Source organism: Bacillus sp. 05T31, from assembly GCF_056396725.1.
Map to the genome: position 1 here is coordinate 1 of NZ_JBFTMA010000470.1, position 6,780 is coordinate 6,780.

General features: G+C 33.6%; 8 protein-coding genes and 2 pseudogenes. 8 read left to right on the forward strand and 2 right to left on the reverse strand.

All coding sequences use genetic code 11. The features are described from left to right. The 6 genes and pseudogenes from AC1DJR_RS22085 to AC1DJR_RS22110 form a co-directional block, all read left to right on the forward strand. A pseudogene (locus AC1DJR_RS22085) lies at positions 1-444 on the forward strand (GntP family permease); the annotation flags it as partial. A gap of 87 nt (positions 445-531) precedes the next feature. Beyond that, positions 532-1,731, forward strand: a complete 1,200-nt coding sequence (locus AC1DJR_RS22090; RefSeq protein ID WP_477003501.1) for an iron-containing alcohol dehydrogenase — start codon at positions 532-534, stop codon at positions 1,729-1,731. 160 nt (positions 1,732-1,891) lie between these two features. Next, positions 1,892-2,590, forward strand: a complete 699-nt coding sequence (locus AC1DJR_RS22095) for an aspartate/glutamate racemase family protein (RefSeq protein ID WP_429687330.1) — start codon at positions 1,892-1,894, stop codon at positions 2,588-2,590. An 88-nt stretch (positions 2,591-2,678) separates the two neighbouring features. Continuing rightward, the gene (locus AC1DJR_RS22100) at positions 2,679-3,152 is read left to right on the forward strand and encodes an SAM-dependent methyltransferase (protein ID WP_477003502.1); all 474 of its coding nucleotides are present in this window, start codon (positions 2,679-2,681) and stop codon (positions 3,150-3,152) included. Next, a pseudogene (locus AC1DJR_RS22105) lies at positions 3,149-3,476 on the forward strand (GNAT family N-acetyltransferase). The gene AC1DJR_RS22100 and the pseudogene AC1DJR_RS22105 overlap by 4 nt, the downstream one beginning before the upstream one ends. Positions 3,477-3,578: 102 nt before the next feature. Next, entirely contained in the window at positions 3,579-4,322 is a 744-nt protein-coding gene (locus tag AC1DJR_RS22110) for a DUF3888 domain-containing protein (RefSeq protein ID WP_477003503.1), read from the forward strand. Positions 4,323-4,378: 56 nt separating this feature from the next. Here the strand turns inward: AC1DJR_RS22110 and AC1DJR_RS22115 are convergent, their stop codons facing one another. Both AC1DJR_RS22115 and AC1DJR_RS22120 read right to left on the reverse strand, forming a co-directional pair. Then, entirely contained in the window at positions 4,379-4,906 is a 528-nt protein-coding gene (locus AC1DJR_RS22115) for an HAD-IIIA family hydrolase (protein ID WP_477003504.1), read from the reverse strand. 29 nt (positions 4,907-4,935) lie between these two features. Next, complete coding sequence (locus AC1DJR_RS22120) at positions 4,936-5,367, reverse strand: GNAT family N-acetyltransferase (protein WP_410593681.1); 432 nt, start codon at positions 5,365-5,367, stop codon at positions 4,936-4,938. 166 nt (positions 5,368-5,533) lie between these two features. Between AC1DJR_RS22120 and AC1DJR_RS22125 the strand changes: the two genes are divergently transcribed. Together AC1DJR_RS22125 and AC1DJR_RS22130 are read left to right on the forward strand one after the other, a co-directional pair. Continuing rightward, positions 5,534-6,244, forward strand: a complete 711-nt coding sequence (locus tag AC1DJR_RS22125; RefSeq protein ID WP_429687327.1) for an ABC transporter ATP-binding protein — start codon at positions 5,534-5,536, stop codon at positions 6,242-6,244. After that, on the forward strand, positions 6,237-6,780 hold a 544-nt coding region (locus AC1DJR_RS22130), incomplete at its 3' end, for an ABC transporter permease (protein WP_477003505.1). The genes AC1DJR_RS22125 and AC1DJR_RS22130, both read left to right, overlap by 8 nt.

Below are 6,780 nucleotides of genomic sequence, written 5' to 3' on the forward strand. Positions count from 1 at the left end.
GCGCTACTTGCAACAATGAATACAGGCGCGGAGTTTGGATTTGGTGGTGTTATTGCAGCACTTCCAGGCTTTGCAATTATGAGAGATAGCATCTCTGCAACTTTCACGAATCCATTAGTGAATGGGGCAGTAACGACGAATATTTTAGCTGGAATTACTGGGTCAGCATCAGGCGGAATGGGGATTGTTTTAAGTGCGATGGGAGATAAATTTATTGCAGCGGCAAATCAATATGATATTCCGTTAGAAGTTATGCACCGCATTGTATCAATGGCATCAGGTGGAATGGATACATTACCGCATAATGGTGCAATTATTACTATTCTAACGGTAACAGGTTTAACACATAAACAGTCATATAAAGATATATTTGCTATTACAATTTTGAAAACGGTTGCTGTATTTGCAGTCATCGCGTTCTATACTTTAACAGGAATCTATTAATACTAGTTAGTATACGAAAAGAAAAGATTTATTAGATTGATATTTTATATAATAAAATATTTATTATATATAGAAGGGGTGGAGGACTTGCAAGAAGTTGCTGAATTTCGTATGCCGAAGTCTGTATTATATGGGAGAAATTCGCTTGAAAAATTAGGGGAGCAATCAAAAAAGTTAGGGAAACGTGCTTTTATAGTTAGTGATTCAATTATGGAGAAGTTAGGGTATATTGAAAGTTGTTTGAAGCAATTAAATGCGAAAGGGATTACAGCTATTACGTATAATAAAGTGAACGCTGAGCCTACAAATTTACACGTATTAGAAGCGCTATCTATTTGTAAAGAAGGAAAATGTGATTTTATTATCGCTATTGGCGGTGGAAGTTGTATTGATGCTGCGAAAGCAGTAGCAGTGTTATATACAAATGGTGGGGAAATTGAAGATTATGTACAAAAGGATGTTGAAATAGAAAAAGATCCGCTACCACTTATCGCAATTACAACAACCTCAGGCACTGGATCGGAAGTAACAAGTGTMRCAGTAATTACRARTAAAAAAACRGATGTGAAAATGATGRTRAARCATCCAAGCTTTATCCCGCAAGTGGCAATTATAGACCCAATTTTAACATGTTCGTTACCACCTCAAATTACTGCAGCAACAGGAGTAGATGCATTATGCCATGCGATTGAAGCATATATTTCTAAAGCTTCACAACCACTAACAGATGTACTCGCTCTTTCAGCTATTGAAAGTATAATGAAATATCTACGTATTGCATATGAAGATGGGGAGAATATGGAAGCGAGAGAAGCACTGATGATTGCTTCATTACAAGCTGGAATTGCTTTTTCAAATGCTTCCGTTACATTAGTCCATGGTATGTCCCGGCCAGTAGGAGCATTATTTCATGTGCCACATGGAATATCGAATGCAATACTATTACCTACAGTTCTAGAGTTTACAAAAGTGAGTGCAGTAAAAAGGTTAGCTGAAGTAGGACGTAGCTTAAATAAAGATTTGTATTCGTATTCTGATGAAGAAGTGGCGAACTATACGATTGCTGAAATTAAAAAACTGTGCTTTAATCTTCATATTCCAAATTTAAGAGAATACGGAATTGATGAAGTTGAATTTGAAAATGCTATTTCTAAAATGGCGAAAGATGCTATTGCAAGTGGTAGTCCAAGTAACAATCCAAGAGTTCCATCTTATGATGAAATAAAAGAGCTCTATCGAAAATGTTTTGATTATCAATATGATATAACCACAAAGGTTGTTTTCTGAATATTCTATAATTATTTCCGCGGAAATGAAAAAGAATAACTATAAATGTAATAGTAAACTGGAGTAAGATTATTGTTTTTATAGAATTTTAACGTGATTTATTGTGTATAAATTAGACAATAAATCACGTTTTTAAAATGTTGTTTTGAAGGGAGAATATATGAAATTAATAGGTCTTATTGGCGGTATGAGCTGGGAATCATCTACTGAGTACTACAAAATGATAAATGAAGAAGTAAAAATGAGATTAGGTGGATTGCATTCAGCAAGATGTCTACTTTACAGTGTTGACTTCGAAGAAATTGAGCGATATCAATCTGAAGGGGATTGGGATAAAGCGGGAGAGGTATTGGGAAATGCAGCGTCTTCTTTGGAGAAGGGGGGGGCTGCTTTTATAATCATTTGTACAAATACAATGCATAAAGTTATTAAGCATATAAAAAATAGAATCAGTATTCCAATATTACATATTGCTGATGCAACAGCGAAGGAAATAAAACAACATGGGATTCAATCAGTTGGTCTACTTGGGACAAAATACACGATGGAACAGGATTTCTATAAATTACGTATAGAAGAAAATGATATAAGAGTAATTGTACCGAAAGAAGAGGATAGAGAGAGAGTAAATAAAATAATATATAACGAATTATGCTTAGGAAAAATAAACCCACAATCAAGAGATTATTTTAAAAGTGTAATGGAAGATTTGGAACAAAGAGGAGCAAAAGGCATTATATTAGGATGTACGGAAATAGGGCTATTAGTAAAACAGGAAGATTCAATAGTTCCGTTATTTGATACAGCGCGCATACACGCTATTGAAGCTGTAAATATCGCCTTACAAGATAGAATATAATTTTATTATGTAAACAATATTCGTATATGTGGAAAACATTCAGAAAATATTTTATAATGTAAGTGGTTACATTTAAGGGGGAATGCGGATGTTTTCAGTTCAACCAATCGCATTTGTACATAATGAAAGAACGGAAATAGTAGATGATGATTGGGGAGAAATAAGATCACTTATTACTTTAAGAGATTCGTTTACAGAAGAAAGTATACAAGGGATCGAAGAGTTTTCTCATATTGAAGTTATTTTCTATTTTCATAAAGTAACAGATGAACAAATTCAGTATTCTGCTAGACACCCTAGAAATAATAGTAATTTTCCAAAGGTAGGGATTTTTGCACAACGTGGAAAAAATCGCCCGAATCGACTAGGAGCAACAATTGTTAAGGTGATAAGAAGAGATGGAAAGACAATTGTTGTTGAAGGATTAGACGCAATTGATGGCACGCCTATTTTGGATATAAAGCCTGTTATGAATGAATTTATACCGAGAGAAGAAATAAAACAGCCTGAATGGGYAACRGATATTATGAAACARTATTGGAAGGGGAAYRAARYAAAATGAGAATATATGARGCAACAATTGCAGATTTAGAYGGACTARCATCTGTTTTTAATAACTATCGCGTATTTTATCGACAAGAYTCCGATATTGAAGGAGCAAAAGYATTTTTACGAAATCGAATTGAGCGAAAAGAATCAGTCATTTTTGTAGCGGTGGAAGACGGGGAATACATTGGTTTCACACAATTATATCCTCGCTTTAGAAAATGGTGCAAAAGGTTTAAAACTACAAACAGAAATTGATAACTTATCAGCACAGCGATTATATGCTGAAAATGGATATTTGAGAGATAATCGTTATTTCCATTATGAATTAACTTTTTAAACTAATCTATAAAAGCTCGGCCTACTTTTTTCGTAGGTTGAGCTTTTATTATTTTTCATACCTTTTGGCATTTAGGAAAAGAATAGTCAAAAGGAGAAAGATATGAGGAAAATATATGGAATAATTGTAATGACTTTATTAATTTTTCAAGTGCATCCATTGCATTCTGTTTATGCTCAGGAGCAACAATTGAAGCATAAACTTATTAAAGAAACTTTACTGTTAACATTAAATCATGAAATAGAAAAAACTATTTTTAATTATTATGGAGAAGTGAAGCAGTATTCTTTATATGATATTGAAATTGTAAATATTGAAAAAGTGAACGGGACATTTATTATAAAGATGAGGGTTCATACATTTAATGATGCTCACAATCCACCGTACGGGAAAGAAACGATTACTTTTAAGATGGATGGTGAAGGAGTCAGTGTCATTTCATTTCAGCATGAAGGAGATGAGTGGGAAAAGAAAATAAATACATTTTATAATAGGGTCATTTTTGAAATAGAAAAGGCTTTTAATTTACAATTGGAAACATATAAAAAATATAATAACGAGCAACTTCTTTATAAGGCGGATCAGCAGAATAATTATAAATCACTTTCGAATATTATAGTAAGGATTACAACTGAAATTTTGAAGGCAGATATTTCTTCACCATATAAAAATATAATTACGCCTATAAGTTTTGTTAAAGGAAATCAAGGTTACATTCTTTTTAAAAGAGCTGATGGACGAAATGTAGTATGCACTGTGGAAAAAGAAAATGATGAGTGGAAAGTGGTCGAAATGAACTATAAAACAGGTAAGAAGTTAGGGAGTGAGCTTCTTTGGTATATGTAATTTTAATAGAGGATAAATGAGACGCTTTCAAAGTGAAGGCGTCTCATTTAATTTTTTTATTGATGATTTAAAATCCAATTCGTAGCATCCTCAAAGTTTTCTGCAATGTAATTCGGCTCAATATGTGCCCATTTGTCTCGGTATGTATGTAAAGCGTCATATCCAGCACCAGTTCGAACTAATATTGTTGTTGCATTTACTTTTGCMCCAGCAACAATATCWGTCCAGCGATCACCRATTACAGCGCATTTTGTTAAATYAAGCTCATGTTTTTCCGCTGCTTGCAGGAGCATACCTGTGCTCGGTTTGCGGCATTCACATCCGCCACCATGTTTATGAGGACATAGGTAAATATCATCAAAACCAAACYCTTTTAATTCTTGCACAAAATCATWCGCAGTTGCTTTTCCATCCGCGATACCTGGTTGATTCGTAAAAGAGAAAAGTTTTATATTTTTTGCTTTTAATTTTTGTAGAGATTCTTTCGCAAAAGGAAATAATGTGAAAGCCCCTGGATAATGTATTGTAGTATCACCGCCAATTGTTCCGTCACGATCAATGAATATTGCTTCAATGTTTGTCATAGTTATAGTCCTTTCTTTGTACCAGTAGTTTAAAAATGTTTTACAAATCGATACCCATTTACTTCATAGCCCAATTTTTCATAGAAGGGGTGTGCTTCTTTGCGGCTCATTCCACTAACAAGCCAAGTACCAATACAGTTATGCTCTTTTGCTAATTGTTCTGCGTAGTCCATTAACACTTGTCCAATACCTTTACGACGTATTGTAGAATCAACACTAATAATTGAAATCTCTCCATAACGAGTTACATCTTCTAAATTCTCACGTATGCGAAATCCTAGTAATCCCAAAATAGTATTCTCTTCTTCATATACATATAAAAAATCAAAAGGACTCATTTTTACGAATTGTAAACGATTGTTCATATCTTCATTAGAGATAGAGGACCCTTTTAATTCTTTTGTAAGAGAACAAAGTGAATCTATATCATCTATAGTCGCTTCACGAATTTGAACTGACATATGATCAACCCCATTTACTTTAAAATCTTCAAACATTAAATATTCTGTTAAAGTATGCTTTTTCCTGCTACCGAAACAAATATTTTAGAAATGATATAATACTATATTAAGAGGGATATGTTATCATTTTCCTTGATTGTATTGTAAATGGAAAGAAGGGGAACGTATGCTAGAAGTGAATATTCGCTCAGCCGGATATGAAGTAGGTGAAAAGACAGTTCACGATATTGCATTTGCAATTAAAAAAGGAGAGTTAGTTGCTCTTATTGGCGCAAATGGTGCAGGAAAGAGTACGACAATTAAGTCGATACTCGGTCTACTTGTCAATATGGATGGTGAAATTTCGTTTGGTGAAAAGAAAAATCCATATGCATATGTACCGGAGCATCCCACTTATTATGATTATTTAACTTTATGGGAGCATATTGAATTATTAATGGCTGCCCGTGGAAATGAAGTAGGAAATTGGGAGGCCAGGGCAAGAGAATTATTGCATACGTTTCGAATGGAAAAACATATACATGAATACATATCAAAGTTTTCCAAAGGTATGAAACAAAAATCAATGCTTATACTCGCGTTTTTAACGGAGCCGGATTTCTATATTATTGATGAGCCTTTTATCGGTTTAGATCCAGTAGCTACAAAAGAGTTTTTAAATTATTTATATAAAGAAAAAGAACGAGGCGTTGGGATTTTACTTTGTACACACGTACTAGATACTGCCGAAAGGATTTGTGAAAGGTTTTTGCTTATTTCGAAAGGGACATTGGTAGCAGATGGGAAATTAGAAAAGATCCAAACATTAGCAGAAATGCCAGGGAGTCCATTGTTAGATTGTTTCGATGCAATTGTAAGGCGGGAACAAAATGATTAAACAACAGTTTAATAAAAGGTTACGTCATGAATTGCAAAGAAAATGGAAAGCGATTCGTTCTGTAACAGATTGGACAGTAGCATTATATATTATTATTCCAGCACTTATATTTGCGGGGATCTATTATCGTTCACTATGGATGAAAGAATTATCGATGGAAGAGACCATTTATTTTGGGTTAGGTTTACTTGCGTTTTATTTTGTCACATTTTCAAGAGGAGTTCGCTCATTTTTTGAACAAGCAGATAGTTTATTTTTAATTTCGTACCCAAATCATATGCGAAAATTAATGAAACTTGGCATTATATATACGTTAATTCGGATTGCAATAACGAACGCAATTGTAGTATTCATTATGCTGCCTATAYTGATGAAAAGTAYGGGAGCGACAATTATACAAATCGTACTGTTCTGGATGTTCTTTACTGTTTTTCGATTTATGCTATCGTTGTTGACGAGATTCATAAATGTACGTGTGGGGAAACGATGGGTTTTATTGATTATAAAAGATGTTATATTTTCTTTAAGTTTAGTCT

What these genes read in the sequence shown, in the direction of transcription:
- AC1DJR_RS22110 (WP_477003503.1), top strand. Translation starts at nt 3,579, where the DNA reads ATGAGGAAAATATATGGAATAATTGTAATGACTTTATTAATTTTTCAA.
- AC1DJR_RS22095 (WP_429687330.1), top strand. Translation starts at nt 1,892, where the DNA reads ATGAAATTAATAGGTCTTATTGGCGGTATGAGCTGGGAATCATCTACT.
- AC1DJR_RS22125 (WP_429687327.1), top strand. Translation starts at nt 5,534, where the DNA reads ATGCTAGAAGTGAATATTCGCTCAGCCGGATATGAAGTAGGTGAAAAG.
- AC1DJR_RS22120 (WP_410593681.1), bottom strand. Translation starts at nt 5,367, where the DNA reads ATGTCAGTTCAAATTCGTGAAGCGACTATAGATGATATAGATTCACTT.